The organism is Brevundimonas sp. Root1279 (assembly GCF_001425945.1).
Lineage (GTDB): Bacteria > Pseudomonadota > Alphaproteobacteria > Caulobacterales > Caulobacteraceae > Brevundimonas.
The window spans coordinates 149,045-174,966 of sequence record NZ_LMEB01000006.1 but is presented as its reverse complement, the minus strand read 5'-3'; the positions used below and the strand labels follow the sequence as shown (position 1 = coordinate 174,966).

At 69.7% G+C, this 25,922-nt stretch carries 29 protein-coding genes; 20 read left to right on the top strand and 9 right to left on the bottom strand.

Going from position 1 to position 25,922, the window contains the following annotated elements; translation table 11 throughout:
- The first annotated feature begins 92 nt into the window (after nt 1-92).
- The 13 genes from ASC65_RS08860 to ASC65_RS08800 all read left to right on the top strand — a co-directional run bounded on the left by ASC65_RS08860 (nt 93) and on the right by ASC65_RS08800 (nt 11,175).
- Nucleotides 93-422 carry a PadR family transcriptional regulator gene (locus ASC65_RS08860; RefSeq protein ID WP_156459623.1) on the top strand — a complete coding sequence of 110 codons (330 nt, stop codon included), beginning with the start codon at nt 93-95 and terminating at the stop codon, nt 420-422.
- Between the two features lie 10 nt (nt 423-432).
- Complete coding sequence (locus tag ASC65_RS08855) at nt 433-1,560, top strand: HAAS signaling domain-containing protein (protein ID WP_056451760.1); 1,128 nt, start codon at nt 433-435, stop codon at nt 1,558-1,560.
- A 59-nt stretch (nt 1,561-1,619) separates the two neighbouring features.
- Complete coding sequence (locus ASC65_RS08850; RefSeq protein ID WP_056451757.1) at nt 1,620-2,768, top strand: StlD/DarB family beta-ketosynthase; 1,149 nt, start codon at nt 1,620-1,622, stop codon at nt 2,766-2,768.
- Complete coding sequence (locus tag ASC65_RS08845) at nt 2,768-3,451, top strand: iron-containing redox enzyme family protein (protein WP_056451755.1); 684 nt, start codon at nt 2,768-2,770, stop codon at nt 3,449-3,451. The genes ASC65_RS08850 and ASC65_RS08845 overlap by 1 nt, the downstream gene beginning before the upstream one ends.
- Complete coding sequence (locus ASC65_RS08840; RefSeq protein ID WP_235561451.1) at nt 3,448-4,353, top strand: DUF6999 family protein; 906 nt, start codon at nt 3,448-3,450, stop codon at nt 4,351-4,353. The genes ASC65_RS08845 and ASC65_RS08840 overlap by 4 nt, the downstream gene beginning before the upstream one ends.
- A gap of 62 nt (nt 4,354-4,415) precedes the next feature.
- The gene (locus tag ASC65_RS08835; protein WP_056451753.1) at nt 4,416-5,519 is read left to right on the top strand and encodes a bifunctional transcriptional activator/DNA repair enzyme AdaA; all 1,104 of its coding nucleotides are present in this window, start codon (nt 4,416-4,418) and stop codon (nt 5,517-5,519) included.
- Entirely contained in the window at nt 5,500-6,018 is a 519-nt protein-coding gene (locus tag ASC65_RS08830) for a methylated-DNA--[protein]-cysteine S-methyltransferase (protein WP_056451751.1), read from the top strand. The genes ASC65_RS08835 and ASC65_RS08830 overlap by 20 nt, the downstream gene beginning before the upstream one ends.
- Before the next feature lie 223 nt (nt 6,019-6,241).
- Nucleotides 6,242-7,321, top strand: a complete 1,080-nt coding sequence (gene nadA / locus ASC65_RS08825; RefSeq protein WP_056451749.1) for a quinolinate synthase NadA — start codon at nt 6,242-6,244, stop codon at nt 7,319-7,321.
- Nucleotides 7,322-7,430: 109 nt separating this feature from the next.
- Nucleotides 7,431-8,300: a metalloprotease gene (locus tag ASC65_RS17125; protein ID WP_056451747.1), complete on the top strand. Its 870-nt coding sequence runs from the start codon at nt 7,431-7,433 to the stop codon at nt 8,298-8,300.
- The gene (locus ASC65_RS08815) at nt 8,297-9,802 is read left to right on the top strand and encodes an L-aspartate oxidase (protein WP_056451745.1); all 1,506 of its coding nucleotides are present in this window, start codon (nt 8,297-8,299) and stop codon (nt 9,800-9,802) included. The genes ASC65_RS17125 and ASC65_RS08815 overlap by 4 nt, the downstream gene beginning before the upstream one ends.
- 5 nt (nt 9,803-9,807) lie before the next feature.
- Nucleotides 9,808-10,659: a carboxylating nicotinate-nucleotide diphosphorylase gene (nadC, locus tag ASC65_RS08810; RefSeq protein ID WP_056451743.1), complete on the top strand. Its 852-nt coding sequence runs from the start codon at nt 9,808-9,810 to the stop codon at nt 10,657-10,659.
- 67 nt (nt 10,660-10,726) lie between these two features.
- Nucleotides 10,727-10,942 (top strand): hypothetical protein, encoded by a 216-nt coding sequence (locus tag ASC65_RS08805; protein ID WP_056452585.1) that lies wholly within the window; start codon nt 10,727-10,729, stop codon nt 10,940-10,942.
- A 2-nt stretch (nt 10,943-10,944) separates the two neighbouring features.
- Nucleotides 10,945-11,175, top strand: a complete 231-nt coding sequence (locus ASC65_RS08800) for a hypothetical protein (protein ID WP_056451741.1) — start codon at nt 10,945-10,947, stop codon at nt 11,173-11,175.
- On the opposite strand, the gene ASC65_RS08795 is transcribed toward ASC65_RS08800, so the two are convergent.
- Nucleotides 11,176-12,237 carry a cell wall hydrolase gene (locus tag ASC65_RS08795; protein ID WP_056451739.1) on the bottom strand — a complete coding sequence of 354 codons (1,062 nt, stop codon included), beginning with the start codon at nt 12,235-12,237 and terminating at the stop codon, nt 11,176-11,178.
- A 474-nt stretch (nt 12,238-12,711) separates the two neighbouring features.
- On the opposite strand from ASC65_RS08795, the gene ASC65_RS08790 reads away from it, so the two are divergent.
- The gene (locus ASC65_RS08790; RefSeq protein WP_056451737.1) at nt 12,712-12,897 is read left to right on the top strand and encodes a hypothetical protein; all 186 of its coding nucleotides are present in this window, start codon (nt 12,712-12,714) and stop codon (nt 12,895-12,897) included.
- A 160-nt stretch (nt 12,898-13,057) separates the two neighbouring features.
- On the top strand, nt 13,058-13,420 hold the full coding sequence (locus ASC65_RS08785; RefSeq protein ID WP_056451735.1) for a DUF6481 family protein: 363 nt from the start codon (nt 13,058-13,060) through the stop codon (nt 13,418-13,420).
- Here ASC65_RS08785 and ASC65_RS08780 read toward each other — a convergent pair.
- Entirely contained in the window at nt 13,417-17,109 is a 3,693-nt protein-coding gene (locus ASC65_RS08780; RefSeq protein ID WP_235561450.1) for a PAS domain S-box protein, read from the bottom strand. The two genes, ASC65_RS08785 and ASC65_RS08780, sit on opposite strands and share 4 nt — an antisense overlap.
- Before the next feature lie 164 nt (nt 17,110-17,273).
- On the opposite strand from ASC65_RS08780, the gene ASC65_RS08775 reads away from it, so the two are divergent.
- From ASC65_RS08775 to ASC65_RS08760, 4 genes are all read left to right on the top strand, one after another.
- A complete protein-coding gene (locus ASC65_RS08775; protein ID WP_056451731.1) occupies nt 17,274-17,753 on the top strand; it encodes a Dps family protein in 480 nt (159 codons plus the stop codon).
- Nucleotides 17,754-17,837: 84 nt separating this feature from the next.
- Complete coding sequence (locus tag ASC65_RS08770; RefSeq protein ID WP_056451729.1) at nt 17,838-19,031, top strand: cell wall hydrolase; 1,194 nt, start codon at nt 17,838-17,840, stop codon at nt 19,029-19,031.
- 99 nt (nt 19,032-19,130) lie between these two features.
- Complete coding sequence (locus ASC65_RS08765) at nt 19,131-20,726, top strand: sensor histidine kinase (RefSeq protein ID WP_082525952.1); 1,596 nt, start codon at nt 19,131-19,133, stop codon at nt 20,724-20,726.
- 79 nt (nt 20,727-20,805) lie between these two features.
- On the top strand, nt 20,806-21,213 hold the full coding sequence (locus ASC65_RS08760; RefSeq protein ID WP_056451727.1) for a response regulator: 408 nt from the start codon (nt 20,806-20,808) through the stop codon (nt 21,211-21,213).
- Between the two features lie 67 nt (nt 21,214-21,280).
- On the opposite strand, the gene trxB is transcribed toward ASC65_RS08760, so the two are convergent.
- Nucleotides 21,281-22,294 (bottom strand): thioredoxin-disulfide reductase, encoded by a 1,014-nt coding sequence (gene trxB, locus ASC65_RS08755; RefSeq protein ID WP_056451725.1) that lies wholly within the window; start codon nt 22,292-22,294, stop codon nt 21,281-21,283.
- Nucleotides 22,295-22,364: 70 nt separating this feature from the next.
- Between trxB and ASC65_RS08750 the strand changes: the two genes are divergently transcribed.
- Complete coding sequence (locus tag ASC65_RS08750; RefSeq protein ID WP_056451723.1) at nt 22,365-22,637, top strand: hypothetical protein; 273 nt, start codon at nt 22,365-22,367, stop codon at nt 22,635-22,637.
- Here ASC65_RS08750 and ASC65_RS08745 read toward each other — a convergent pair.
- The 6 genes from ASC65_RS08745 to ASC65_RS16730 form a co-directional block, all read right to left on the bottom strand.
- Nucleotides 22,634-23,620 carry a mitochondrial fission ELM1 family protein gene (locus ASC65_RS08745; RefSeq protein ID WP_056451721.1) on the bottom strand — a complete coding sequence of 329 codons (987 nt, stop codon included), beginning with the start codon at nt 23,618-23,620 and terminating at the stop codon, nt 22,634-22,636. The two genes, ASC65_RS08750 and ASC65_RS08745, sit on opposite strands and share 4 nt — an antisense overlap.
- The gene (locus ASC65_RS08740) at nt 23,617-24,054 is read right to left on the bottom strand and encodes a VOC family protein (RefSeq protein WP_056451719.1); all 438 of its coding nucleotides are present in this window, start codon (nt 24,052-24,054) and stop codon (nt 23,617-23,619) included. The genes ASC65_RS08745 and ASC65_RS08740 overlap by 4 nt, the downstream gene beginning before the upstream one ends.
- Nucleotides 24,055-24,058: 4 nt before the next feature.
- Nucleotides 24,059-24,532 carry a transcription elongation factor GreA gene (gene greA / locus ASC65_RS08735; protein WP_056451717.1) on the bottom strand — a complete coding sequence of 158 codons (474 nt, stop codon included), beginning with the start codon at nt 24,530-24,532 and terminating at the stop codon, nt 24,059-24,061.
- Nucleotides 24,533-24,673: 141 nt separating this feature from the next.
- Nucleotides 24,674-24,874 carry a hypothetical protein gene (locus ASC65_RS08730; RefSeq protein WP_056451715.1) on the bottom strand — a complete coding sequence of 67 codons (201 nt, stop codon included), beginning with the start codon at nt 24,872-24,874 and terminating at the stop codon, nt 24,674-24,676.
- 89 nt (nt 24,875-24,963) lie between these two features.
- Nucleotides 24,964-25,629, bottom strand: a complete 666-nt coding sequence (locus tag ASC65_RS08725; protein WP_056451713.1) for a glutathione S-transferase — start codon at nt 25,627-25,629, stop codon at nt 24,964-24,966.
- Nucleotides 25,630-25,697: 68 nt separating this feature from the next.
- Nucleotides 25,698-25,901, bottom strand: coding sequence for a cysteine protease (locus tag ASC65_RS16730; protein WP_082525951.1), 204 nt, complete (start codon nt 25,899-25,901; stop codon nt 25,698-25,700).
- Nucleotides 25,902-25,922 lie beyond the last annotated feature (21 nt).

Below are 25,922 nucleotides of genomic sequence, written 5' to 3'. Positions count from 1 at the left end.
CCACAAACCCTCGCCTCACGATGTTCGCTTGACAGCCTCGCACAGTATGTCGCATACACTGTATGTCACACACTATGTGCTGCGTGGTTCTCATGACCGTCGACGCCGACCTTTTTGAATCGATGCGGCTCGAGCTTCGGCGCGGGTCGCTGGTGCTGGCCGTCCTCGCCCGCCTGCGGGAGGAGCGGTACGGCTACACCCTGCGTCAGGCCTTGGCCGGCGATGGGCTCGAGATGGAGGAAAGCACCCTCTACCCGCTGCTCCGCCGGCTGGAGGGGCAGGGGCTGCTGAGCAGCGAGTGGCGTGAAGAGGACAAGCGCAAGAAGCGTTTCTACCGGCTGTCGCCCGCAGGCGAAGCCATGCTGTCGGCGCTGGCCGACGAGTGGCGAGGCATCTCGGCCTCGCTCGACAAGCTTCTCTAGGGGAAAAGAGATGGACCTGATCGATCGCTACCTGACCGCCGTCGCCGCCCAGTTGCCGGTGAACGAGCGCGAGGACATCGTCGCCGAGCTGCGCGACCTCATTCTGAGCCGCTTCGAGGACCGCGAGTCCGAGCTCGGCCGCGCCCTGACCGATGACGAGAAGGAGGCCATCCTGCGCGAAATCGGCCATCCGCTGGTCGTCGCCGCCCGCTATCGCAAGGGACCGGACTCGCTCGTTGGACCGGAGCTGTTCCCCTACTGGCTGTTCGGCGTGAAGGCCGGCCTGCTGCTGATGCTGGCCATTCAGGGCGTCGTCCTGCTGATCAATCTGGTCAGCGGACCGTCCGAGGGGGGCCAGCTGGTCGCCCAGGCCTTCCACGGCTTCTTCGGCTCGGCCCTGACCCTGATCGGCGCCGCCACCCTGACCGCCGCCATCTTCGAACACTACGGCGTGCGGCCGAAATTCCTGACCCAATGGCGGGTCAAGGACCTGGGCGCCTTCGGCCTGTCCGATCCGGCCGCCTGGGGCGCTTCGATGTCCAGCTCGCAGGGCGCCAAGAGCGCCTGGGCCGCGCCCCGTGCGCCCAAGGCTCCGCATTGGCCCGGCGGCGAATACCTCTTCTCCTTCCTGGCCGTCGGCGTCTTCGTGCTGTGGTGGGTGGGTGTCCTGCGCTTCCCGGGTCTGCTGCATATCGAGCTGCGGGGCGAGGACGCCGTGGTCAGCGGCGCGCCGATCTGGGCCGTCCTTTACGGCCCGATCCTGCTCTATGCGATCGCCCAGATGGCCGTGGACCTGGCCAGCCTCGCCCGGCCCTACGCCGTGCGCATGCGGGCCGCGGCCCAAATCGTCATCGCCGGCGTCGGCTTCTGGCTGGCCTGGACCCTCTTCCAGGCGGGCCATTGGCTGACCCTGTCGGCGCACGGTGAAACCGCCCGGGTCGGCGGCGACTGGTCGCTGGTCAATTTCGAGAGCCTGCAACGCTTCAACGCCGTCGGCCGGGACCTCGAGGCTGTCGCCGGCCTGCTGTCGGTGATCTTCACCTGGATGCTGGTCGCCATGATGATCGGCATGGTCTTCAAGGCGCTGACCAATCTGTTCCGCCTGGCGCAGCCCGAGCGCCGGCCCCAGATCGCCTGAACACCGGCGTTCATCGCATCGCCCTTCTTCCGACAAGGGTTGTCAGGCAAGCTCAGCCGATGAGCACCTCCGAACCCGCGCTGCGGGACGTGTACATCACCGGCGTGGGCGCCTGGCTCCCCGGGGATCCGGTCGGGGTCGACCGCATGGAGGACCACATCGGTCGCATCGGCGGCCGGGACTCCGTGGTCGGCCGTCGAGCCCTGCGCTGGAACGGCATCGAGACGCGCCACTACGCCATGGCGCCGGACGGGACGGTCACCGACACCAACGCCGGCATGACCGCCCGGGCGGTCTCGGCGGCCCTGGACAGTGCGGGGCTGGGAGTCGGCGATCTCGACCATCTGGCCACCGCGACCACCCAGGGCGACTACCTGGTTCCCGGCCACGCCGCCGCCGTGCAGGCCGAGCTGGGCGCCGGGCCGATGGAGATCGCCAGCTACCAGTCGGTCTGCGCCTCGGCCCTGATGGCCGCCAAGGGAGCCTGGCTGCAAGTCCGCGCCGGCGAGGCCGAGGTGGCGGCCGCCGCGGGCGGCGAGTTCTCCTCGCGCTGGTTCCGTCCGGGCTTCTACGAGGGCACAGCCCTGGTTGACGCCAAAGGGCGGTTGGCCACCGAGGCCGACTTCCTGCGCTTCACCCTGTCCGACGGGGCGGGGGCGGTGATCATGGAGCCGCGTCCGCGCGTCGACGGCCTGTCCCTGAAGATCGACTGGATCGACCTGACGTCCCTGGCGGGCCGCTTCGATCCCTGCATGTGGGCCGGCTCGACCAAGGCTGACCGGGCCGACATGGCCAGCGCCTGGAGCCACGCCGGCCCGGCCGCCGCCCACGCCGCCGGGGCCGTGGCCCTGCTGCAGGATTTCGAACTGCTCAAGATCGTCATCCGCGCCTGGATCGGCGTCTGGCTGGAGAAGGTCGACCAGGGGCGCATCGTCCCCGACGAAGTCGACCACCTGCTGTGCCACTACTCGGCGCGATCGCTGCGCGAGGAGATCGTCGGCCTGCTCAGGAACACCGCCGCCATGATCCCGGAAGAGAAGTGGTTCACCACCCTGCCGGACACGGGCAACATCGGCTCGGCCTCGATCTGGGTCATGCTTGAGGCCTTCATGAAGAGCGGGCGGCCCAAGCGTGGCGACAAGGTCCTGCTGATCGTGCCCGAGAGCGGACGGGCGATGATCGGCTTCATGATGCTGGAGGTGGTGTGATGGCGGACGGTGCGATGGTCGACGACGCGGTCGCCGACACCCTGCGCAAGCTGGCGGTGGTCTTCGCCGACTTCGAACAGCGGCTCGAAGCCACGCCGCTGATCCGTAAGCTGACCCGCGGCCGTTTCGAGCTGGCGGACTATCACGCCTTCCTCGTCAATCTGCGCCAGCAGGTGAAGGACGGGTCGCTGTGGATGAGCCGGGCGGCCTCGAACATCGGCGAGGCCCACCTCGAACTGCGCTCGACCCTGATGCGCCACGCGGTGACCGAGCACCGCGACTTCCGCCTGCTGGAGTCCGACTACGTCGCCGCGGGCGGGCGGCTGGAGGACATCCTCTCGGCCCCCAAGAACGTCGGCTCCGAGGCCCTGTCGGCCTGGATGTTCCATGAGGCCTCCAGGCCCGATCCGTTCGGCCTGCTGGGCGCAATGTGGATCATCGAGGGCCTGGGTTCGATCAAGGCCAAGCCCTGGGGCCTGAAGGTCAAGGAGCGACTTGGCTTGCCCGATGAGGCGCTGAAATTCCTGCTCTATCACGGCGACAACGACGTCGAGCACATGGAGGAGTTCCGCGAGATGCTGGCCATGGTCCTGCCCGACCCGCCCGTCGCCGAGCGCATCGTCATGACCGCCCGGGTCACCGCCCGCCTCTATGCCCTGCAGATCGAGGAGATCGCCGCTTGAGCGCGGTCCACGATCCCTTCGCGACCATGGCGCACGATCCGCGGGACCCGGATCCGTGGCTGGCCCTCTACCTCGACCAGAGTCTGCCGATCGATTCGGAGGCCAAGCGCTGCCTGCTGGTCGGGGCCCGCTCGTGGTCGCGGCGCTGGCTCTTTCCGGTGTCGCGGCCGCTGGTGATCCTGTGGTTCTGCGTGGTGAAGGTGCTGCGCGCCATCTCGCCGCGCTTCCCCAACCTCAACGGCCTGCTGCACAAGACCATTCACTGGGGGCTGCGCCTCTTCGGCAGTCCCGAGACCAACACCCTGATCCTGCGACACTTCCACGTCGGCACCGAGCTGCTGGCCTTCATGCGGGTCAACGCCGGCGCAGGCGACATTCCCAGCTGGCCGCTGCGCCCGACGAAGCTGAAGGACATCGAGGACAATCTTTTCCTCCAGCATGACCTGAACGTCTTCAACTTCATCATCGACCTGAACCAGCGCCTGCGCGCCGAGGGCCGCGAGATCATGCCGGCCGAGACGCTGGACTTCTCGATGATCTCCGACGAATTCCCGGCCTTCGAGCCCTTCCCGCGCGGCCCGCTGAACAAGATCGACGTGCAGACGGCGGTCGAGTTCTACACCCCCCTCTACGCCCTGATGCTCCCCCGCAACGACTTCGTCCGCGCGTCACATTCGCTGCAACTGGACGAGACGGTGGCCATCTACATCGCCCGCATCCTGGGCACGGACTACCACCTGAACTTCATCAAGAACGGCCACCCGATGATCGCCCTGTCGACGCTGCAGTCGGGCTATCGGCTGATGATGCACGGCCTGGACTGCGAGGCCCTGCACGGCTGGCTTCGCACCATGAAGGCGAGGCAGGCGGCCGGCCTGCCGGTGGACCCGCGCGCGGTCTGACGGTCACGGCGATGTCCGAAAACCGCGAGACTTCGGCGGGACGTTCCCCCATCTTGGGGGGCATGGAAAACGCCCTCGAGCTCGACCAGGAGGCCTGCTACCGCGCGGTGCTGACGCGGGATGCGCGCTTCGACGGCCGCTTCTTCGGCTGCGTCAAGACCACGGGCATCTATTGCCGCCCGGTCTGCCCGGCCCGCACGCCCAAGCGCGAGAACATGATCTTCGTGCCCACGGCCGCCGCCGCCGAAGAGGCGGGCTTCAGGGCCTGCCTGCGCTGCCGCCCCGAGACCGCGCCGGACATGGGCGCCTGGCGCGGGACGTCAAACACCGTCAGCCGGGCCCTGGCCCTGATCGAGGCCGGCGCGTTGGACGAGGGCGACGTCGACGGCCTGGCCGGACGCCTCGGCGTCGGCGAGCGCCACCTGCGCCGTCTGTTCCGCCAGCACCTCGGCGCCGCGCCGGTCAGCGTGGCCCAGACCCGTCGCGTGCTGCTGGCCAAGGCCCTGATCCACCAGACCGACCTGCCCATGGCCCAGGTGGCCCTCGGCTCCGGCTTCGGCAGCGTGCGACGCTTCAACGAGACCTTCCAGGCGCTGTACGGCCGTCCGCCCTCGGCCCTGCGTCGCCGCGGCGAACGCGAGCACCAGGGCGGCGTCAGCCTCAGCCTGCCATATCGCCCGCCCTACGACTGGGAGGCGATGCTCGCCGCCCTGGCCGCCCGCGGCGACGCCGTCGAGGGGCGCCGCTGGTCGCGCGTCCTGGATCCGGCAATCGACGGGGCCGAGGGCTCGGTCGCGGTCGAGGCGGCCGAGGCCGGCCGCGTCGCGGTCACGGTCGAAGCCAATGACCTCAAGTCGCTGCCGGGCGTGCTGGCGCGGGTGCGGCGGGTGTTCGACCTGTCCGCCGACCCTGACGCCATCGCCCGGGACCTGTCCGCAGACCCGGTCCTGGCGTCGGTGGTCGAGACCCGGCCGGGCCTGCGCCTGCCCGGCGCCTGGGTCGACGACGGCGTCGAGACGCCGAGCGACCGACTGGAAGACGACACCCTGACCACGCGCGCCGAGGCCTGGCGGCCCTGGCGCGCCTACGGCGCCCTGCATCTGGCCAAGGCGGGCCTGTCGGCGGCCGATCTAATGGAGAAGACCGATGCCAAACGGGCAGCCTGAGACCCTGACCCTCGACCGCGTCTCTACGCCGGTCGGCGAGGTGCTGCTGGTCACGGACGGGGAGGGGGCCGTGCGCGCCCTGGACTTCGCCGGCTACGAGGCGCGGATGACGCGCCTGCTCGCCCGCCACGCACCCGGCGCGGCGCTGGTCGAAGGCCGGGCGCCCGAGGCGCTTCGCCGAGCGGTCGAGGCCTATTTCGCCGGCGACGTCCGGGCCCTCGACGGCCTGACCGTCAAGACCGGCGGCACCGCCTTCCAGAAGTCCGTCTGGGCCGCCCTGCGCGCCATCCCGGCCGGCGAAACCCGCAGCTACGGCCAGTTGGCCGCCGCGATCGGCTCGCCCAAGGCCGTGCGGGCGGCGGGGCTCGCCAACGGCCAGAACCCCATCGCCGTCATCGTCCCCTGCCACCGCGTCATCGGCGCGAACGGCACGCTCACGGGCTATGCCGGAGGCCTGGAGCGCAAGCGCTGGCTGCTGGCGCATGAGGCGAGGGGGTAGGTTCCAGGTTCTAGGTTCTAGGGAAGCATTTGCACGGCGCGTGCGCGCGCCTACCCCCTAGAACCTAACCCCTAGAACCTTCCTCCCCCTCTTGCTTTCCTCGGCAATCGGCCTAGATTGTCCCTGCTTATGCTGAAACTGAGCATAAGTCGGCGGCGGAGGACTTTCCGGCCGCCGTTCTTCGGGTCTCTGATTTGCTCATTTCGAGCAAAAGGGGGTTGAAATGGCTGATGGCGCGTTCGGACTGACCAAGGAACTGGAGCGGGAGACCGCCTCCGTCTGGGCCAAGGTCCGCGACCACGTCACGCCGATGGAGTGGCCGACCCAGGCCGCGCTGATCCACGAGATCAACCAGCTGAAGCGAGAGCGCGACGCGGTGATCCTGGCGCACAACTACATGACGCCCGAGATCTTCCACGGCGTCGGCGACTACGTCGGCGACAGCCTCGGCCTGGCCAAGGAAGCGGCGAAGTCGAAGGCCAAGGTGATCGTCCAGGCGGGCGTGCACTTCATGGCCGAGACTTCGAAGATCCTGTCGCCCGAGAAGACCGTGCTGATCCCCGACCTGCGCGCCGGCTGCTCGCTGGCCGCCTCGATCACCGGCGCCGACGTGCGGCTGATCAAGCAGCGCTACCCGGGCCTGCCGGTGGTCACCTATGTGAACACCACGGCCGACGTGAAGGCCGAGACCGACATCTGCTGCACCAGCGCCAACGCCGTTCAGGTGGTGGAGTGGGCGGCGAAGGAATGGGGCGTCGACCGCGTCATCCTGATCCCCGACGAATACCTGGCCCGCAACGTCGCCGCCCAGACCACGGTCGGCATCATCGCTTGGAAGGGCCGCTGCGAGGTGCACGAGCGCTTCACCGCTGCCGACATCGCCGACATGCGCGCCGCCTATCCGGGCGCCGAGATCCTGGCCCACCCGGAATGCCCCGAGGACGTGCTGGCGGCCTCGGACTTCGCCGGCTCGACCGCGGCCATGATCGACTTCGTCGAGGCGAAGAAGCCCAAGCAGGTGGTGATGATCACCGAATGCTCGATGGCCTCGAACGTCGCGGGCGATGTCCCCGGCGTCCAGTTCATCGGCCCGTGCAACCTGTGCCCGCACATGAAGCGCATCACGCTGGAGAATATCCGCGACTGCCTGCTCAACATGCAGTTCGAGGTCACCGTGCCGGAAGACATGGCCGAGCGGGCCCGTCTGGCGGTTCAGCGCATGATCGACCTGCCCCCGCCGGCGATCCCGGCCCGCTATGATCTCATCAAGGCCCGCCACCACGTGGCGGTGGAGCTGATCTGATGCATTACGTCGCCCCGGTCCGCGTCGTGGCGCACATGGACCGGAAATCGCTGCGGCTTCTCGCCCTGCTGGCCTTGTGGCTGCGCTCGGAAAAGGCCACGTCGAAGATATGAGCGACTCCGACACGCCCCGCACCCCTGGTCCCTGGGATCGTAAGCCCGATGAGGCCGCCGTCGCGCCCTCGCACAAGCCCGCGCCCGCCCCGGCCCCGGTGAGAGTGCAGGCGGCCGAACCGCCCCTCGACAAGGGCCAGAACCCTGTCTGGGCGGTTGTTTCGACCCTCCTGCTCGGCGGCATGATCTGGGTGTTCACCCAGAGCTGGGTCATCGCCGTCGCCGCCATCTGGGGCTTGCTGGTCCATGAGTACGGCCATGTGCTGGCGATGAACCGCCTCGGCATGGGCCCGGCGCGCATCTACATCATCCCCTTCCTCGGCGGCGTGGCGCGCAGCCAGCGTCTGCCGGACAGCGAATGGCACGGAGTGCTGGTCTCCCTTGCCGGACCCGCCTTCGGCCTGCTGGCCGCCATCCCCTTCCTCGCCGGCTTCGCCATCCAGGGCCATCCGCTCTGGCTGGAGGGCATTTTCGCCATCGCCATCATCAACCTGGTGAACCTGGCCCCGGCCCCGCCTTTGGACGGCTCCAAGGCGCTGGGGCCCGTGCTCGCCCGCATCCATCCGATGGTGGAGAAGGCGGCCATGGTCCTGATCGGCGTGGTGGTCGTGGCCTGGGGCCTGATCAACGGCAGCTACCTCTTCGCGGCCTTCCTCGCGCTCGCGCTGTACGGCCACCTGCGCCGCGGCGCCTGGCGTCCCGAGGGTCGTCCGCTGACCGGCGGCGAGTCGGCCAAGAGCGTCGGCCTGTTCCTGCTCACCGCCGCCGCCTGCGCGGGCGTCGCCCTGACCGCCCTGATTCCGATCAGCAACGATCTGGCCGACGCCCTCTACCTCGGCGGCCGCTACTTCGGATTCGGTCAGTGACACGCGTCGCGCATGACGGGCCCTTGATCATCGGCGGCGGGCTTGCAGGCCTGTCGGCGGCGCTCGAGGCCGGTCCGCGCAAGGTGCTGCTGGTCACCCCCGCTCCCCTGCTTGAAGCCTGTTCGTCCGCCTGGGCCCAAGGCGGCATCGCCGCCGCCGTAGCGCCGGGCGATGACGCCGCACTGCACGCCGCCGACACCGCCGCGGCCGGGGCGGGCCTGGTCGAGACCGAGGCGGCGCGCAGCCTCACCGCCGATGGGCGCGAGACCGTGGAATGGCTGGCCGGGCTCGGCGCGCCCTTCGACCGCGAGGCCGGCGGCGGCTTCGCGGTCAGCCTGGAGGCCGCCCACTCCCGCGCCCGTGTCGCCCGCGTCGGCGGCGACGGCGCCGGCCGCGCCATCCTGTCCGCCCTGGTCGCCGCCGTCCGCGCCTCGCCCCAGGTCGAGGTCTGGGAAGACGGCCGCCTGCGGGGCCTGATCCGCGACGGCTCCGGGCGGGTGCGGGGCGCAGTGATCGAGCGCGCCGGTCGACGGATCGAGGTGCTGGCCTCGGCCGTGGTCCTGGCCACCGGCGGCGCCGGGGGGCTTTACGCCCGCACCACCACGCCGTCCGCCCTGCTCGGCGAAGGCATGGCCGCCGCCTTCGAGGCCGGCGCCGAAATCCTCGACCCCGAGTTCGTCCAGTTCCACCCGACCGCCATCGACGTCGGCCTCGATCCCATGCCGCTGGCCACCGAGGCCCTGCGCGGCGAGGGCGCCCGCCTTATCGACGGGGAAGAGCGCTTCCTGCTCGGCGAGGCCGCCGACGCCGACCTGCAGCCGCGCGACGTGGTCGCCCGCGCTGTCCACGCCGCCCGCGCCGACGGCCGCGGCGCCTTCCTCGACGCCCGCGCCGCTGTGGGCGAGCGCTTCCCGGAAGAATTCCCCGCCGTATTCGCCGCCTGCATGCGCGCCGGTCTGGACCCTCGCGAAAGCCCGATCCCCGTCGCTGCGGCGGCGCACTACCACATGGGCGGGATCGCCGCCGGGCCGGACGGCCGCACCAGCCTGCCGGGCCTGTTCGCGGTCGGCGAATGCGCCGCAACGGGCGTGCACGGGGCCAACCGCCTGGCCTCCAACTCCCTGCTCGAGGCCGCCGCCTTCGGCCGCCGCACCGGCCGCGCCGCCGCCGGGGAGACCGCCGCCTCCGGACCAATCCTGTCGCCTGCCGACCAGCCGGACCTGTCGCCGATGCAACTGGCGGCCCTGCGCGCGGCCATGAGCGACCATGTCGGCGTGGTCCGCGACGCCGCCGGCCTGGGGCGGGCGCTCGATCTGATCGCGGCCCTCGAGCGCGACGCCCCCGGCGCCCTGCCGCTCGTCGCCGCCCGCCTGATCGCCGAGGCCGCCCTGGCCCGGCGCGAGAGCCGCGGCGGCCACTATCGCCGCGATTTCCCGGAGCGCGACGCCGTCGCCCGCCACACCCGGCTGGGCGCGCCCGCGCCCCTCGCCGCCACCGGATGAGCCGAATGATCCGTCAGCTTCCCGACCTGCTCGTCGAGCCGGTCGTCCGCCTCTCGCTGGCCGAAGACCTCGGCCGCGCCGGCGACGTCACCGCCCAGGCCTGCATTCCCGTGGGCGCCCGCATGCGCGCCGCCTTCGTCGCCCGCAAGCCGGGCGTGCTGGCCGGCATCGCCTGTGTCCGCCTCAGCCTGCTGGCCCTGGACCCGGGCGCGACGGTCGACCTCAAGCTGAAGGACGGCGACGCCTTCGAGGCCGGCGCCGTTCTGGCCGAGGCCGAGGCCGACGCGCGGGCGTTCCTGGCCGCCGAGCGCACGGCGCTGAACCTGCTTGGCCGGCTGTGCGGCGTCGCCACCCTGACCCGAGCCTACGTCGACGCCGTCGCCGGGACCCAGGCGCGCATCGCCGACACCCGCAAGACCACCCCGGGCCTGCGCGCGCTGGAGAAGCACGCCGTCCACTGCGGCGGCGGGGCGAACCATCGCTTCGGTCTGGATGACGCCATCCTGATCAAGGACAATCACGTCGCCGTTTGCGGCGGGGTGGGGGAGGCTGTCCGCCGCGCCCGCGCCGCCGTCGGCCACCTGATGAAGGTCGAGGTCGAGGTCGACGGCCTGGATCAGCTGGACGAGGCCCTGGCCGAGCGCCCGGACGTCATCATGCTCGACAATTTCCCCCTGGCCGACTTGCGTGAGGCCGTCGCCCGCACCGCCGGCCGGGTCACGCTCGAGGCCTCGGGCGGGGTCAGTCTGGAGACGGTCCGGGCCATCGCCGAGACGGGCGTGGACGTCATCTCCGTCGGCGCGCTGACGCATTCGGCGCCGCAGTTGGACATCGGCCTGGACGCCCTGCCGGCCTGAGCCGGCGAACGGCGCTACGGAACGTCGACCCTGTCCAGTGGTTTTCCTCACCCAGAAGGAGACCCAGATGACCCATGCCCCCCGCATTCCCAAGGAACAGCGCAGCTTCGGCGACAAGGGCGCCCGCAGTCTCGACCAGGCCATGGCCGCCGATCGTCGCGACCTCGCCACCGGCGCTCAATCGGGGCAGCCCGGCGACGCCGACGTCAACCTCGACACACAGGGCCGGTTCGGCAACCTGCGCCAGAACCTGACCACCCAGTGGAAGGTGCAGGACCGCTGATCATGGCCGACAACAACCCCCATACCCCCGAACCCGTCGACGAGAAGCGCTGGGGTGGTCCTGGCTCAAGCCATCAGAACGCCAAGCAGGAGCCGCCGGCGTTCGAGGATCCCCGCGACGGCGGCCCGACCAATCCGCGCAACAGCAAGGTTTCGGGCGGCGGCGGCGAACGCGATCTGAAACATAGCCACGACGACCGCTATCGTTCGTCGAAAGGCCACCGGGACGCCTGATCAGGCGGTCGGCGCGGCCCCGGTGGTCGGCTGGGCCGTCGGCGCGGACGGCTCCGTCGGCGCCGGCGCGCTGACCACGACCGCCGGAGCGGCCTCGGTCGGCGCGGGTGTCTCGCCGCGTTCCTGGGCCACAAGCAGATTGTAGGCGATGGCTCCGGCCTCACGGACCGTGGCCGTTGGATCCAGGCTGGCCTGGATCACGCGCGGGCCGTCGGCGTCGGTCGACGGACGGGCGGCGTAGCTGAAGGCCGCGCCGGAGCCTGAACGCCCGCCGAAGCGATAGAACAGGTGGTCGCCGACCTGGCTGACGCGGATCAGCGAACTGCGCCATTGCGGCGAAACGCCGGTGGTGTGGAAGTGCGTGGCGTTGCCCACGCCGCTGAAGACGCTGCCCGACAGAGCCGCGGAGGCGACGTCGCGCGCACGGTTCCACGCGGCGCGATTGACCGGGCCGCGCATCGAGCCGTCACAGGTGAAGCTGAACTGGCAACCGGTCTTGCGGCCCGCTCCCTGGAAGACGACGCCGCAGACGGTCTTGGGGAAGGCCGGGTGGCGGACGCGGTTCAGCACCACCTGGGTCACCGCCCGCATGCCGTCGCGACCTTCGCCGCGGGCTTCGTAATAGGCGGCCTGGGTCAGGCAATCGAGATCGCGCGAGGCGTCGAGGGCGCCGCCGAGGTGGAACGGGCGGGCCGCGCCGTCGGTCAGGCTGACGCGACGCAGGCCGCTCTGCGCCTGTTGCACGCGCAGCTGCTCCAAGCGGGCGGTCATCAGTTCGGCCTGACGGTCGCGCTGGGCGCCGCCGGCGACGGTATAGGGGTCATGGCGCCGGGCGATGGCCAGGGCACTCTCGTCGAGCCCGCCTGCCGCCGCCGCCAGCGCTTCCTCAGTGAATCCTGCCGCTGTCGCGCCGTCGATGCGCTCGGCCTGGGCCCGCACAGTCGTGGCCTTCGCCGCCGTCCCGCCCAGGTAAGCCCCGCCGATCGCCAGTCCCACCAGCGCGCCAAACGCCGCCGCCGCCGTCCCGGGCCGGATCTTGGCCCTCAGGTCGGCAGGAGACATCGCACGCGCACGCGAGGGAATCGACAAAGGCTCGAACCTGTTCAGCAGGGCGCAGCGCCGCCCCCGGGTAGTCTCGCTACGGGGCGATGCAAGAAGATCGCCAACCCGTCGCGGTGTCCGACGACCGATGTTCGACACCGGTAGTCAGGACGCGGCCTTAAGCCAGTCGTTTATGGCGGCAATGTGGTCGATTCGCAAGGTTTCATTAACCCGCAACATTCTGTCAGGGAGTGTTAGTAACGCGAACTATAGAATGAAAGCGTGGCTGCATTATGCGATAGGTCATTTGCCCAATACCGTATTCAACCACCATCGGAAGATTGGCTCCGAGAGCCTTGGCCGTATCCGATGATTGATCGTGGCCAAATCTATTGTGTTCGCGTTTCGACATGGCGGCGCAGCAACTTGACGCACGGCTCGGAACCGGGGCGGGTATAGCTACGTTAGGGCTGGACCTCGCCAGGGAGAAGAAACATGAAACGCACCGTCCTCGTACTCGCGATCACCGCCGCAGCCGTCAGCTTGGCCGCCTGCGGGACCACCATCGAACAGAAGGCCGCCACCGGGGCCGTCGCCGGGGCCGTCGTCGGCGGGCCGGTTGGCGCTGCGGTGGGCGGCGCGGCCGGCGCCGCTGTGGGACAGGCCCAGAAGCCGAACTGACACACTTCGGGACCTACATGCAGGGCGGAGACGGTTCTCCGCCCTGCAAATCTTGCTTTTCGTCCCCATATGGGGTTAGCCGACCCGGCGCTGGCTGAGCTCTCCTCGCCCGCGCCTTCTGCGCATCCGATAAACAACAAGGATATCGACGACTCCTCGCATGAGAGATCTGAAACAAACCGGCTTCAACGATCGCCTGTCCGCCCAGCAGGAGGCCAAGAAGGCCCTGCTCGCGAAGTTCAAGCCCAAGGCGGCGGCCCCCGACCCCGAGTTTGAAAAGCTCGCCGAGAAGCGCGCCGCGGAAAAGGAAGCCCTGCGTCAGCAGCACGAGCTGGCCAAGGCCGAGCAGCGCCGCGAAAAGGCCGACAAGGAAGCCGCCCGCATGGCCGCCGAACAGGCCGCCCAGGACGAGGTCGAGGCCGCCAAGCGCGCCGCCCGCAAGGAGCGCAAGGCGCTGACCAAGGAAGAGCAGAAGGCTGCACGCGACGCGCGCTACGCCGCCCGCAAGGCTCGCCAGCGCTAATCGCTTTCGGCGGTCTCCCCGGCGGGGAGATCGCCCAAGACCTCCGCCAGCTGCTCGCCCGAATAGGGCTTGCGCACGAAGGGCCACGGCGCGTCCGCAAGGGCTGCGTCCACGTCCTCGCCGGCATAGCCCGAGGTCAGGGCGATGCGCATGTCTGGCCATAGGCGCGCGCATTCGTGCGCCAACTCGATGCCCGTCATGCCGCCGGGCATGACCACGTCCGTCAGCATCAGGTCGAACCGCTCCGCCCGCAGGATCTCCAGGGCGTGCGGCCCGCTGTCCGCCGATCGCACCTCCAGCCCCAGACCTTCCAGCAGCTCGCGCGCCACCGCCGCCACGCTCGGGTCGTCCTCGACCAGCAGCAGGCGACGTCCGGCCGCCATCGGACGTGGCGCGGCGCTCGAGGCCGCCGCCTCCGGCAGCTCGTGGGTGAGAAGCGGCGGCAGGAAGACCCGGATCTCCGTGCCCGCGCCCGGCTTCGAGCGCGCCTGCACGCCGCCGCCGCTCTGACGCGCGAAGCCATAGACCTGGCTCAGGCCCAGGCCGGTGCCCTTGCCGACCGGCTTGGTGGTGTAGAAGGGCTCGAACACCCGCGCGATCACCTCCGGGCTCATGCCCGAGCCGTCGTCGGTGACGCTGATCCGCACATACTGGCCGGGCGGCAGCTCCGGAACCTCCCCCGCGGCGACCGAGCAGACCCGCGTCTGCACCGACACCCGCCCGTGGTCGCCCAAGGCGTCGCGGGCGTTGACCACCAGGTTCAGCAGGGCGGCCTCGAACTGGGCTGGGTCGACGCTGACCCGCGCCCCGCCGCGGCGCAGCTTCAGCTCGAACTCGATGGCCTCGCCCAGGGCGCGGCGGAGCAGGGGCTCGCTCTCGCGGATCAGGGCGTTGACGTCGGTGCTCTCGGGCCGCAGCGCCTGCCGGCGCGAGAAGGCCAGCAACTGATGCGTCAGCCGCTCGCCGCGCCGCGCCGCCGACAGGGCCGCCTCGCCCAGCTTCTTCTGGCGTGCGGCGTTGTCCGGCGACTTCAGCATCATGTCGAGCGCGCCGATGACCACGGTCAGCAGGTTGTTGAAGTCGTGCGCCACCCCGCCGGTCAGGCGGCCGACCGCCTCCATGCGCTGGGCGTGCATCAGGTCGGCCTCGGCCTTGGCCTTCTCCGCCAGGGCGTCGCCGACCCGTTCCTCGAGCAGTTCGTTGATCTGCTTCAGTCCGTCCTCGGCCCGCTTGGCTTCGGTGACGTCGATATTGGCCCCGACATAGCCCTGGAAGCGCCCGGCCCCGTCGAAACGCGGGATGCCCTCGCAGCGCAGCCAGCGCGGCCCGAGGATCGGGTGGTCCAGCTCCATCACCCCCTCGTAGCGGTCGCGCCGGGCGACGGCGGCGACGAAGGCTTCGTGGAATGTCTCCAACCTATGGCGCGCGACCGTGGCGCGGGCGCTGCCCCCCATCCCCTCGTCGGCCAGGTTGAAGAAGGCCTTGTACTGCCGGTTGGCGAAGGCCAGGTCGCCGGCCTCGTCGGTCATCCAGATCTGCACCGGCGCGCTGTCGGCCACGGTGCGGAAGCGGGTCTCGGATTCCTCGAGCCGCGCCTGGCTCTCGCGAATGTCGGTGACGTCGAAGGCCACGCCGACGAAGCCCAGCACCTCGCCGTCGCCGCCCAGCCGCGGACGCGAGAAGGATTTGAGCCAGCGATAGGATCCGTCGTGGCGCAGGTAGCGGGCCTCCATCGAGAAGGGTTCGCCCGTCGCTTCGCCGGCCAGGGATTCCCGGATGATCCGCTCGTGATCGTCGGCGTGGATGATCGCCCGCCAATCGGCCAGGCGCGCCTCTTCGTAGGTTCCGCCATTGAAGGCTACATAGGCTTGGTTGACGAACTCGCGCACCCGGTCCTGGCCGGTTACCCAGATCAGCACTGGCGCCGTGTCGGCGATGGCTCGGAAGCGCTCCTCGCTCTCGCGCACCGCGCCCTCGGCTCGGGCCCGCTCGATCTCGGTCCAGGTGCGGCTCGCGACCTCCTGCAGCAGCTCCATTTCCGCGTCGGTCCAGGTCCGCACCATCGGATTGTGGGCGTACAGGAAGGCGCGCAGCTGTCCCGATCTGATCACCGGGGCCCGCATCAGGGCGCGGGTCCCCAGCCGCTGGAACACGTCCAGGGCGTCACGGGTGCGCGGGTCCTGTTCGACGTCGGGGATCTGGATCAGTCGGCCCTCGGCCAGGTCCGCGATCAGGTCCGCTCCAAGATCGCGCAGGCTGAACCGGCCCTGGGCGCTGATCACCCCGGCGGTCCAGTCGCGGCTCATCGACACCAGGCCGCGTTCCTGGTCGACCTCGCCATAGCCCACCCGGCCGGCCGCCAGTTCGGACCCCAGGGACCGCTCGACCTCGATCATGATGTCGTCGGCCGTGCTCAGGTCGCGTAGCCGGTCGGTCAGGCTCAGGAGGAACGATTGACGCCGCTCCTGGGTCGCAAGGGCGTCGATGGCGCGCCGCGTTTCGGTGATGTCGAAGGACATGCCGACATAGCCCAGGAAGACGCCGTCGGCGTTGAACCGCGGATTGACCGCCACCCGCATCCAGCGCCACGCGCCGTCGGCGCGGCTGAAGCGGGCCTCGAAGCCGTAGGGCCGCCGGTCGGGTCGGGCCGACTCCATGACGGCGCGGACCATGGCCTGCTCGTCCGGATGGATGCTCTGGCGCCATACGTCGCCGAGGATTTCCTCCAGCGGACGGCCGTAGAAGTCGATCAGGGCCTCATTGACGAATTCGACCTCAGCGTCGGCGTTGGTCATCCAGACCGGGGAGGGGGCGGTGTCGGCCATGAGGCGGAAGCGCGCCTCGCTCTCGCGCAGGGCCGCCTCGGCGGCCTTGGCGGCGCTGATGTCGACGATGACGGCGATGTGGCCCACCACCTCGCCCGACGGCGCCGTCAGCGGGCGCAGGCTGGTCAGGGCCCAGACGATAGAGCCGTCGGGCCGCACATAGCGCTTCTCCAGCTGTCCGCCGCCGGAGCCGGACGGGCTCGTCCGCAGCGCCTGATGGGTCTGCTCGACATCGTCCGGATGGGTGACGTCGACCGTCCGGAGGCCCGTCAGCTTGTCGAGCGGCAGGCCGAGGATTTCCGCCAGGCGGGCGTTGCTGCTGACGATCCGCCCGTCCAGCCCGACCCGCGCGATGCCGGCCGAGGCCTGGTCGAACATCGCCTGCAGCAGGGACTCGCGCTCCTGAAGCGTCTCCTCGGCCGCCCGCACGCCGGCGCCGGCGCGTGACAGCTCGGCGAGGGAGTGATTCAGATCGGCGAGCGTCTTGCGCAGCGAGGCCGCGACGAAGGTGCAGAACAGGCCGACGATGATGAAGTTGACGGTCGCCACCCGACCCAGGGGCGTGTCGATGCCGGCGCCGACCGCGTCTGTCCCGGTGACCATCCAGCCGCCGAGCAGGGCCGCAGCCGTGGCGACGACGCCGCCGATCCGGCCCGCGGCCAGGGCGGCGACGATGACCCCGGGCAGCAGGATCATGAAGCCGGTGATCTCGCCGTAGAGCCCCGACGCAGCGGCCCGCAGCGTCAGGACGGCGACGGCGCAGCCCAGCCCGACCAAGGCGCTCCGCCACCAGGACATGGGGCGCAGACCGGCGATGGCGCCGAGCACCCCATCCGGTTCCATCGTCCGAGTCGTCTTCACCACGCGCTGAAATCCCCCCGGCGCCCCCCGGCGCGAATTGGCTGCAACGTATTGTCCCACAACACGTTCCTTCAAGCTTGGGGCGCCGTGGCGAATTCGGGCCTTGGCGGGGACGGGTCGGCGACCTACCTGCAGATCAGGCCAGCTGAGCCTTAGAGGAGATATCCATGACTGCGACCGTCGACACGGGCCTGAGCAAGGCCGAGCGCACTGATGTGGCGCAGGAGCTGACCAAGGTTCTCGCCGACAGTTTCGCGGTCTATCTCAAGACCCACGGCTATCACTGGAACGTCCGCGGGCCGGAGTTCTTCAGCTTCCACAACTTGCTGGAACAGCAGTACCGCGACATCTGGACCGCGCTGGACGAGATCGCCGAGCGCATCCGCGCCCTGGGCGTCCTCGCCCCGCAGAGCTTCTCCGGCTTCGGCAACCTGACCTCGATCAAGGACGGCGATCCTGAGAAGGAGGCCATTCCGATGCTCAAGGAGCTGCTGAAGGACCACGAGACCCTGATCGCCACGGCCCGCACCGCCTTCGAGGCGGCCGACAAGGCCGGCGACGAGGCCTCGGCGGACCTGCTGACCCAGCGTCTCGCCGCGCATGAGAAGTTCGCCTGGATGTTGCGTTCCACGCTCGGCGGGCGTTGATGCTTGACCGAACGGCGCTCGCCTGCGCCTGAAAGTCGCCCGGGTTTGCCGCTAGGAGGCCCGGGCGTCGCAACCGGAGTACGGATGGCCAAGGTCGACTGGACAGCGCTGCGTAAGAAGACGCGCCGGTTCGCAGCCGCCGCGCCCGCTGCGCTGGCCGCCATCGGCGTGGCCATGGCCGCCAGCTCCAGCGTCCGTCCGGACATCGATCGCCGCGCCGAGTCCGTGCGCCAGATCACCAAGGGCGACCTCAGCGACAAGGGCCTGCAGGCCATCGCCGCCCGTATGGACCCGTCGCAACTCGCCCTCGCCATCCGCCACGACCCGGCCCTGCGCGACGCCGCCCTGTACGGCCTGACGCCCGGCTGGGAGAGCCTGTCGCTGGGCGGCAAGCCGTCGCTCGACCTGGGCGCCTCCGGCCTCGAGGCCCAGAAGCTCAACGCCGCCATGCCGGCCGCCCACGCCCTGCTGCGTCCGGCCAAGCCGTTCGTGTTCAAGCCGGCCACGGCGGAGGATCGCCGCCGCGCCGTCCGCTGCCTGACCCAGGCCATCTATTACGAGGCTGCGCTCGAGCCGACCGAGGGCCAGGAAGCGGTGGCCCAGGTCGTCCTGAACCGCGTGCGCGATCCCAACTATCCAAGCTCGGTCTGCGGCGTGGTCTATCAGGGCGCCGAGCGCATCACCGGCTGCCAGTTCAGCTTCACCTGCGACGGCGCGCTCAGCCAGGGTGCGGTCGACTGGTACTGGCGCCGCGCCGCCCTGGTCGCCGAGCGTGCGCTGGCCGGTTACGTGTCGGTCCGCGTCGGCACCGCCACCCACTACCACGCCGACTACGTCCACCCCTGGTGGGCGCCGACGCTGAGCAAGCTCGACCAGATCGGGGCCCACATCTTCTACCGCTGGAAGGGGATCTACGGCGAAACCGCCGCCTTCCGGCAGCCCTACTCCGGCCGCGAGCCTCGCATCGACGAGGCGCGCTTCTCCAAGCCGCGCATTCCGCTGGTCACCCCGGAAGAGGCCGAGGCCATCCTCGCCGAGGCCGCGGCCGAAGGGCAGACGGCGGTCCGCACCGTCGAGATCGATGGCCAGACCCGCGTCGTCGGCGTCGTCTCCCTGGGCGGCCGTATGCAGCCCACGCGCGAGCAGATCGCCGAGATCAACCAACGCCTGGCGGCGTACGAAACCCCGGCCAAGCCGGCGGAAGCCGCCCCGGCCGAGCCTGCCCCGGCCGGGGTGACGCCCATGGAAGTCGAGGAAGTCGGGCGTCCGGCAACCTGATCCGATAACGGCGAATTATTGCAACGTCCGGGCGATATCCGCATTGTGACGCCGGGGGAAGGCGCAGGGCGCCCAACAGGACCGGTCCGCGCCGACGCAATGAACCAGCACTACGACCACGCAGAACGCATCCGGCTCGCGGCCCTGCGTGAATATGGCATCCTGCACACCGCGCCTGAGCGAGAGCTGGACGAGGTGGTCGCGCTCGCGGCGAGACTGTGCGGCACGCCGGTGGCTCTGGTCAGCCTCGTCGACGAGACCGAGCAGTGGTTCAAGGCCCGTGTCGGCATCGACGCCTGTTCCACGTCGCGCGAAGTGTCCTTCTGTGATCACGCCATGCGCGGCGAGGGCGTGATGGTCATTCCGGACGCGACCCTCGATCCGCGCTTCGCCGACAATCCGTTGGTCACCGGCGATCCCCATATCCGCTTCTACGCCGCCGCCCCCTTGGTCTCGCCCGAGGGCCATCCGCTCGGGGCCCTGTCGGTGATCGACAGCGAGGCCCACCCGGACGGGCTGAACGACCTACAGATCGAGGCCCTGACGGTCCTCGCCCGCCAGGTCATGACCCAGATGGAGCTGCGCCGCCTCGTTCGCCGCAGCTCGGACGCCAGCGGAGAGCGCGCCGATCACGACGTGCGCCGCGACCAGCGCGACGTCGAGCTCGCTTCGATCACGCTCCAGCTGGCCGAGAGCGAGGCCAAATTCCGCGCCATCGCCGACTCCATGCCGCAGATGGTCTGGTCGACCCTGCCGGACGGCTTCCACGACTATTATAACGCCCGCTGGTACGAGTTCACCGGCGTGCCCGATGGTTCGACCGACGGCGAGGGCTGGAACAACATGTTCCACCCGGAGGACCAGGATCGCGCCTGGAGCCTGTGGCGGCACTCGCTGACGACCGGCGACCCGTATGAGATCGAGTACCGCCTGCGCCGCCACGACGGCGTCTATCGCTGGACGCTGGGACGGGCCACGCCGATCCGCAACGAGGCGGGCCAGATCACACGCTGGTTCGGCACCTGCACCGACATCGACGACCTGAAGCGGTCGGACCAGGCCAAGGAGCTGCTCAGCCAGGAGCTGAGCCACCGGATCAAGAACATCTTCGCCGTCGTCTCGGCCTTGATCGCCCTGTCGGCGCGCCAGTATCCCGAGGCCAAGACCTTCGCCGCCGCGGTCCGCACCCGCATCAACGCCCTGGCCCGCGCCCACGAATTCGTTCGCCCGCACACCGAGACGTCGCGCCCGACCGTCGGGACCATGACCCTGCACGCCTTCCTTGAGGACCTGTTCAAGCCCTACGGCTGCAGTTCCGGCGAGCCGCGCGTGATCCTCAGTGGCGACGACGCCACCTTCGACGACCAGGCCGCCACCTCGGTGGCCCTGCTGTTCCACGAACTGGCCACCAACGCCGCCAAATACGGCTCTCTCTCCGCAGAGGGCGGCCGGGTCACGCTCGACACCCGCCGTCTCGACGATCGCTTTGTGCTCACCTGGACGGAAACCGGCGGGCCGGAAATCCATGAGCAACCCACCCATTCTGGCTTCGGCTCGTCCCTGGCTACGCTTTCGGTCGAGAACCAATTGGGCGGACGACTGGAACGCAAATGGCTCAGGGAGGGTTTGCAGGTCATAGCGGATCTCCCCTCCACCGCCCTGTCGAGACGTCGAGCGGCGCAAAACGTCGCATGATCGACCGGACCTGAAACCCCATGACACTCACCGCGTTCCGCCCGTCCACGGAACCGAGAACCCTGCCTGATTGCGCCTAATGACCGCCCGCATCCTGATCATCGAAGACGAAGCCCTTGTTGCGATGGAACTCCGTTTCGTCCTGGAGGATCTCGGTCACGAGGTGGTCGGCTCTGCGGGGGACGCGGCCACCGCCCGAAACATCGTGCGGGAGACGGAAGTCGATCTGGCGCTTGTCGACATCCACCTGTCAGACGGCCCGACCGGCGTGGCCCTCGGACGCGAGCTCGGTCAGGACCTGGGTGTCACTGTGCTGTTCATGACCGCCAACCCGGGCATGGTGCGCAGCGGCGTCGCCGGCACCATCGGCGTGCTGTCCAAGCCGACTGACGAGCGTTCCGTGCAATCGGCGGTCGACTACGCCCTGCGCCGCCGCCAAGGCGAGCCGGTCCAGTACGCCCCGCCGGGGCTGCAACTGTTCGGCTAAACCAAGGCGCCGGGGATTCGAACAAGGCGGACAGGGCGTGTCCTAGGCCGTAGTCCTGTTCGCTCGCCTACCAGACGCCGATCTTCTCGGCTTCCTTGTGCGTGATCGGGTGGCCCTCGGCCTTGTGGTCCTGCTCGGCCAGGAAGCGCACCGCCTCCAGCGCCGCCATACAGCCCATGCCTGCGGCGGTGACGGCTTGGCGGTAGATGTCGTCGGTCACGTCGCCGGCGGCCCAGACGCCCTCGATCGCCGTGGCGGCCGTGCCCGGCTTGACCACCAGATAGCCGCCCGCCTTGGTCTCCAGCTGCCCGGCGAACAGTTCCGATGACGGCGCGTGGCCGATGGCGATGAAGACGCCGTCGGCGGTGATGTCTCGGGTCTCGCCTGTCTTGACGTTCTTGATCCGCGCGCCGGTGACGTTGACGCCGCCGAAGCTGTTGGTCTCGCCCAGGATCTCGTCGATGGCGTTGTCCCAGACCACCTCGACCTTGGGGTTCGAGAACAGGCGATCCTGCAGGATGCGCTCGGCGCGGAACTCGTCGCGGCGGTGCACGACGGTGACCTTCGAGGCGAAATTGGTCAGGAACAGCGCCTCCTCGACGGCGGTATTGCCCCCGCCGACCACGATCACGTCCTTGCCGCGATAGAAGAAGCCGTCGCAGGTGGCGCAGGCCGAAACGCCGAAGCCCTGGTATTTCTGCTCGCTCTCCAGCCCCAGCCACTTGGCCTGGGCGCCGGTCGAGATGATCACCGTTTCGGCCAGCATCTCGCCGCCGCTGTCCAGCGTCAGGCGGAACGGCCGCTGCGACAGGTCGGCCTTGACCACGATGTCGTGGATCACCTCGGTCCCGACGTGCTCGGCCTGCTTCTGCATCTGCTCCATCAGCCAGGGGCCCTGGATGACGTCGGCGAAGCCGGGATAGTTCTCCACGTCGGTGGTGATGGTCAGCTGGCCGCCCGGCTGCAGGCCGGCGATGACCACCGGGCTCAGCAGCGCGCGCGCGGCGTAGATGGCGGCGGTCCAGCCGGCGGGGCCGGAACCGATGATGGCGACGCGGACGGTGCGGAGAGTGGTGCTCATGGGGCCCTATTTAGGGGCTGATTCCAGATTCCGCGATGCTAGGTTGAGCCTGTGACGCAAGGAGTCGGGGATGAAGCAGACCAACGGTGCGGCCTTCCTGCCGATCGGGATCGGGGCGGGGACGGCCATCGGCGTGGCCCTCGGCACGGCGATGGACAATCTGGCGCTGGGCATCAGCCTGGGCGTGGCCATCGGCTCGGGCCTCGGCGTAGCGATGATGGGCGCGGCCAACGCCAAGCGGCACAGGGACGGCGACAGCGGCGGCGGCGACGGCGACAGCGGAGCGACCCATACCCACAGCGGGTCTGACGGCGGCTCGGACGGCGGCGGCGGCGGCGACTAGGCCCGGCCCATCCGCCTCAGCACTTCGCGGGCCGCCCGGTCCGTCTCGGCCAGCGGCGCGTAGCCGGTCTCTGCGAAGGACCCGTCGAAGGCCCGCGCCGCGCCCCGCTGGCGCAGGTCCGCGTGCAGGCGCGTGAACTTGTCGGCCGACTTCAGCGGGACCATCGGCAGGATCTGCACAGGCTTGCCGGTCGAGGCGGCCTCGGCGGCCATGTTGGCGCTGTCCTCGGTGACCAGCACCTGGTCGGCGTAGTGCAGGAAGGCGAAATAGGGATTGGCCCCGGTCCCGTCCCAGATCAGGCCGGCGAGGCCCTTCAGTCGCTCCGTCATCGCCGCCTTGGCTGCCTCGGGGGTGCGCCGCGAGAAGGTCAGCATCAGCGAACCGCCGGCCGCCTCGACGGCGCGCGCGATGTCATCCGCCAGGACGGCCGCCTGGGCCTCGGGCAGGTCGTGAGCCCGCGACTTCCCGCCGACCAGCACGGCCACGCGCGGCCGGGGCAGGGCGTCCAGCGTCTCTGAGAAGCCGGCGGCGCCCTCCGCCAGCCGCGTAGGCGTCACCCGATGCGGCGAGCCGGTGATCGATACGACATTGGGCCCGCTGACCCCGTCGTGGCTCGGGGCCACCACCAGGTCGAAGTCGCCCGTCCGCCAGCGCGGGTCCTGGGTCTGGACCACGAAGGTCTTGCCGCCGGAACGGGCCTTGGCCCTCACCGACAGCGGCAGGGTCGCCCGTCCGGTGGCGATCCACAGGTCGGGCCAGGCCTCGCCGGCAGGGGGCTCGACGGCGTCCGAAGCGGGTTCCAGCATCCACGGGGCCTTGAGGGCCGACGGCAGCTTGTCGAAGGCGGGCTTCCAGCGGATGCGCTTGATGGCGATCTCGGCCGGGCTCAGCCGTTGCACCGCCTCGGCGAGGCCGAGGGCCTGGTTCTCGATGCCCGCGCGGCCGTCCGAGACGACCCAGATCTTCAGGGGAGGGGGTGTCACGTCTCGCTGGGCGGCGTGTCGGGGTCGGGCGGGGCGATCCAGCACATGGCCTCGACCTTGTTGCCGTCCGGGTCGCGCAGGAAGGCGGCGTAATAACCCGGTGCGTACTGCGGCCTGCGGCCCGGCGCGCCGTCGTCGAAGCCGCCCGCGGCGAGGCCGGCGGCGTGGAAGTCGGCGACCGACTTTTCATCCGGCGCATTGAAGCAGACGTGCGTCCCGTTGCCGGCCGTGGCGCGCTTGTGGTCCTGCGGCTGGGCGGCCCAGAACTCGGGGAAGGTGCGGCCGTAGCCGATCCCGACGCCGTGCTCCATCACGCGGCGCGCGCCGAGCGTCGCCATCACGGCGTCGTAGAAGACGCCGGCGCGGTGCACGTCGGTGACGCCGACCGAAACATGCGACACCAGAGGCGGGCGTGTTCCGGTCGGTGCAGTCATCAGTCTATTTCCACTCGACCTTGACGATCTCGTAGGCCTTCACCCCGCCGGGGGTGTTCACCTCGACCACATCGCCGACTTCCTTGGAGATCAGCGAGCGGGCGATGGGCGACGAGACGGAGATCTTGCCCGCCTTCACGTCGGCTTCGTGCTCGCCGACGATCTGGTAGCGGCCCTCTTCCTCGGTGTCCTCGTCGACCACGGTGACCGTGGCGCCGAACTTCACCTGGGTGCCGGACAGCTTGGATACGTCGATCACCTGGGCGCGCGACAGCTTGTCCTCGATGTCGGCGATGGACCCTTCAATCCAGCCCTGCCGTTCCTTCGCCGCGTGATACTCGGCGTTCTCGGACAGGTCGCCGTGCTCGCGGGCCTCAGAAATGGCCGCGATGACGCTCGGCCTTTCGACCGACTTCAATTGCTTCAACTGATCGTCGAGGACACGGTAGCCCTCGGCCGTCATCGGCACTTTTTCCATATGTCGTGAATTTCTTAGCTATCGCCCGACTGGACAGACTTACTCGGCACATAGGTCGCTGGGCGCACGCGACCGGCCCAAGAGGGTAGGGCGCCGTTCCACAAGGTTCAAGGGCTTCGGCTACCCATGATGGGTGATGGCTCAGGTCGTAGGCGTCGCCGTCCGGTTGCGCCCGCGGTCGCGGACCTGGCGCATCAGGCTCCACGCCAGCCAGGCGACGGCGGCCAGGCCTGCGGCCATGAACAGGGTCGACAGGATCAGGATCCCGGCGGCGATGAAGGCCAGGATGAAACAGACGGCGGCCGCCAGGGCGGCGATCACTTGCACGGTTTTCAGACGCATGGTCGGTTAACGGTCAGGAAACCGCGGGGTTGCGGTCCGACTGAGGGTTTCACCCTAAGGTGGCCGCGCTGTGACTAATCCGCCGACGTTCAGGCGTAGCTGTACGGGCCGCCGCGCTCCAGGGCCCGCTGATACGCCGGCCGGGCATGGATCCGCTCGAGGAAGGCCTTCAGCCGAGGCTTGTCGCCGCCGAAACCGACGCGGGCGCCCAGGGCTTCGACGGGGAAGCTCATCATGATGTCGGCGGCCGAGAACGCGTCGCCGGCGAACCAGGCGGACTTGCCCAGTTCGGCCTCCCAATAGGCCGTGTGGGTGGCCAGCTGAGGATCGATCATCTGGGCGTTGATCTTCTTGGCGATGCCGCTGGCGACGGGCTTGGCCAGCAGCGGCGCGCGCTTGGGGATCTGGGTGAAGACCAGCTTCAGCAGCAGGGGAGTCATCGCCGAGCCCTCGGCGTAGTGCAGCCAGTAGGTGTACCGGCGGCCGGCCGGGGTGTTGGGGGCGGGCTTCAGGCCCGAACCCGGATGCGCCTCCAGCAGATATTCGACGATGGCCCCGGTCTCGGCGACCTTGATCGCATCCTCCTCGACCACCGGCGACTTGCCCAGCGGATGCACCGCCTTCAGCTCCGGCGGGGCGAGCATGGTCTTGGCGTCGCGCTGATAGCGCTTCACCTCATAGGGCAGGCCAAGCTCCTCGAGCAGCCACAGCACGCGCTGCGAGCGTGAGTCGTTCAGATGGTGGACGGTGATCATGGCGGGCCCCCTGCGTGAAGCCCTGCTGTTGTGAGCCTTTGACGTCGGGTCAGTCCAGAGGGGACCGATCAGCGCCGCCGCCCGCTCCAGCGCTTGCGCGGATGCGCCTCGGCCGGTTTCGGCCCGGTCGGCCTGCCGCCTCGACGGGACTCCCAAAGCTGGAACGCCAGCGTCGCCAGGGCCAGCTTGCCCGCATGCCTACCGGCGAACCGCCGCCCCGCGGGCGACAGCAGCATGCCTCCGAGGATGGTTCCGAAACGGGGGACGGGCATGGGCGAACTCCTCAACTGTGA

Bases quoted from the DNA above. Each gene is read 5' to 3' on its own strand.
- ASC65_RS08860 (WP_156459623.1), top strand. From the start codon at position 93: ATGACCGTCGACGCCGACCTTTTTGAATCGATGCGGCTCGAGCTTCGG.
- ASC65_RS08855 (WP_056451760.1), top strand. From the start codon at position 433: ATGGACCTGATCGATCGCTACCTGACCGCCGTCGCCGCCCAGTTGCCG.
- ASC65_RS08850 (WP_056451757.1), top strand. From the start codon at position 1,620: ATGAGCACCTCCGAACCCGCGCTGCGGGACGTGTACATCACCGGCGTG.
- ASC65_RS08845 (WP_056451755.1), top strand. From the start codon at position 2,768: ATGGCGGACGGTGCGATGGTCGACGACGCGGTCGCCGACACCCTGCGC.
- ASC65_RS08835 (WP_056451753.1), top strand. From the start codon at position 4,416: ATGGAAAACGCCCTCGAGCTCGACCAGGAGGCCTGCTACCGCGCGGTG.
- ASC65_RS08830 (WP_056451751.1), top strand. From the start codon at position 5,500: ATGCCAAACGGGCAGCCTGAGACCCTGACCCTCGACCGCGTCTCTACG.
- nadA (WP_056451749.1), top strand. From the start codon at position 6,242: ATGGCTGATGGCGCGTTCGGACTGACCAAGGAACTGGAGCGGGAGACC.
- ASC65_RS17125 (WP_056451747.1), top strand. From the start codon at position 7,431: ATGAGCGACTCCGACACGCCCCGCACCCCTGGTCCCTGGGATCGTAAG.
- nadC (WP_056451743.1), top strand. From the start codon at position 9,808: ATGATCCGTCAGCTTCCCGACCTGCTCGTCGAGCCGGTCGTCCGCCTC.
- ASC65_RS08805 (WP_056452585.1), top strand. From the start codon at position 10,727: ATGACCCATGCCCCCCGCATTCCCAAGGAACAGCGCAGCTTCGGCGAC.
- ASC65_RS08800 (WP_056451741.1), top strand. From the start codon at position 10,945: ATGGCCGACAACAACCCCCATACCCCCGAACCCGTCGACGAGAAGCGC.
- ASC65_RS08795 (WP_056451739.1), bottom strand. From the start codon at position 12,237: ATGTCTCCTGCCGACCTGAGGGCCAAGATCCGGCCCGGGACGGCGGCG.
- ASC65_RS08790 (WP_056451737.1), top strand. From the start codon at position 12,712: ATGAAACGCACCGTCCTCGTACTCGCGATCACCGCCGCAGCCGTCAGC.
- ASC65_RS08785 (WP_056451735.1), top strand. From the start codon at position 13,058: ATGAGAGATCTGAAACAAACCGGCTTCAACGATCGCCTGTCCGCCCAG.
- ASC65_RS08775 (WP_056451731.1), top strand. From the start codon at position 17,274: ATGACTGCGACCGTCGACACGGGCCTGAGCAAGGCCGAGCGCACTGAT.
- ASC65_RS08770 (WP_056451729.1), top strand. From the start codon at position 17,838: ATGGCCAAGGTCGACTGGACAGCGCTGCGTAAGAAGACGCGCCGGTTC.
- ASC65_RS08765 (WP_082525952.1), top strand. From the start codon at position 19,131: ATGAACCAGCACTACGACCACGCAGAACGCATCCGGCTCGCGGCCCTG.
- ASC65_RS08760 (WP_056451727.1), top strand. From the start codon at position 20,806: ATGACCGCCCGCATCCTGATCATCGAAGACGAAGCCCTTGTTGCGATG.
- trxB (WP_056451725.1), bottom strand. From the start codon at position 22,294: ATGAGCACCACTCTCCGCACCGTCCGCGTCGCCATCATCGGTTCCGGC.
- ASC65_RS08750 (WP_056451723.1), top strand. From the start codon at position 22,365: ATGAAGCAGACCAACGGTGCGGCCTTCCTGCCGATCGGGATCGGGGCG.
- ASC65_RS08740 (WP_056451719.1), bottom strand. From the start codon at position 24,054: ATGACTGCACCGACCGGAACACGCCCGCCTCTGGTGTCGCATGTTTCG.
- greA (WP_056451717.1), bottom strand. From the start codon at position 24,532: ATGGAAAAAGTGCCGATGACGGCCGAGGGCTACCGTGTCCTCGACGAT.
- ASC65_RS08730 (WP_056451715.1), bottom strand. From the start codon at position 24,874: ATGCGTCTGAAAACCGTGCAAGTGATCGCCGCCCTGGCGGCCGCCGTC.
- ASC65_RS08725 (WP_056451713.1), bottom strand. From the start codon at position 25,629: ATGATCACCGTCCACCATCTGAACGACTCACGCTCGCAGCGCGTGCTG.
- ASC65_RS16730 (WP_082525951.1), bottom strand. From the start codon at position 25,901: ATGCCCGTCCCCCGTTTCGGAACCATCCTCGGAGGCATGCTGCTGTCG.